This is a genomic window from Dolichospermum sp. LEGE 00246, assembly GCF_015207865.1.
GTDB classification, from domain to species: domain Bacteria; phylum Cyanobacteriota; class Cyanobacteriia; order Cyanobacteriales; family Nostocaceae; genus Dolichospermum; species Dolichospermum heterosporum.
This window is the reverse complement of the sequence record NZ_JADEWA010000750.1, coordinates 1-1,269: the sequence shown is the minus strand read 5'-3', so window position 1 is coordinate 1,269 and position 1,269 is coordinate 1. Positions and strand designations below refer to the sequence as shown.

At 34.3% G+C, this 1,269-nt stretch carries 1 protein-coding gene; it reads left to right on the top strand.

What is annotated here, in order from left to right:
* Positions 1–52: 52 nt before the first annotated feature.
* Entirely contained in the window at positions 53–1,147 is a 1,095-nt protein-coding gene (locus tag IQ228_RS26115; protein ID WP_027403233.1) for a Gfo/Idh/MocA family protein, read from the top strand.
* The last annotated feature ends 122 nt before the right edge of the window (positions 1,148–1,269 follow it).

The following is a 1,269-nucleotide window of genomic DNA, read 5'->3' as shown; positions in this document are numbered from 1 at the left end:
AAGAGACAGAATCTGTACAATTATTATTAAGTAAATTTTATAAAAACTAAACATGATTGGGGTAGCAGTTGTTGGTACGGGATTTGGTCAAAAAGTTCATATTCCTACATTTCAAGCACATCATAATACTAAAATCGTCGCTGTTTATCATCGAGATATTAATAAAGCAAAAACTATTGCTACCAGTCATAATATCCCCTATGCAAGTGCTAATTTAGTAGAAATTCTAGCTTTACCCACAGTTGAAGCTGTCAGCATTTCCACACCGCCATTTTTGCATTATGAAATGGCTAAACAGGTTTTGCAAGCTGGTAAACATCTCTTGTTAGAAAAACCTCTAACTTTAAATGTCACCGAAGCTAAAGAATTATATCACTTAGCAAAGAGTCAAGGTGTAATTGCAACTGTAGATTTTGAATTTCGGTTTGTCCCAGAATGGCAATTTTTCGCTCAACTTCTGGCTGCAAATTATGTGGGGAACATCCGATTAATTAAAATTGATTGGTTGGGTTCTTCTCGCGCTGATACTTCTCGTCCTTGGAATTGGTATTCTAGTAAAGAAAAAGGTGGAGGTGCTTTAGGTTCTTTAGGTTCTCATGCTTTCGATTATATTAATTGGTTATTCGGTTCAGTTGGTAAATTAAATGCTCATTTAACTACTGCTATTTCTGAAAGAGTGAACCCTGCAAATGGAGAATTACAAGCAGTTGATACTGATGATACTTGTTTATTATCTTTGGAATTAGTAAATGGTACACCTTGTCAAGTTTCTATTAGTGCAGTTGTTCATGCAGAAAGAACTCATTGGATAGAAGTATATGGGGATAAGGGAACATTAGTTTTAGGTAGCAAAAATCAAAAAGACTATATTCATGGTTTTCAAGTTTGGGGTTCTCAACCGGGTGAATCTTTAAAAGAAATAGCAGTTCCGCAACAATTTCTCTTTCCTCAAAATTATCATGATGGGCGAATTTGTGCTTTTCTTCGGGTTGTTGATGAATGGGTAAAAGGAATTACTAATCATCAACAAACTACACCTTCTCTAAAAGAAGGGGTTTATTCGCAATTGTTAATGGATTTATCCCATGAATCTCATGAAAGAGGAAGTTGGGTAAATGTACCAAGTTTGGGAGAGTTTTTAGATTAGGTGAATGATGATGACTAATAATTACTACAGAAATCATGTAGATAATTATAAAGTTCACGAAATAAAGGACATCTTTTTTGTAAATTTTCTGGGACTATACTTTTTCCAGAACCATTTGATAT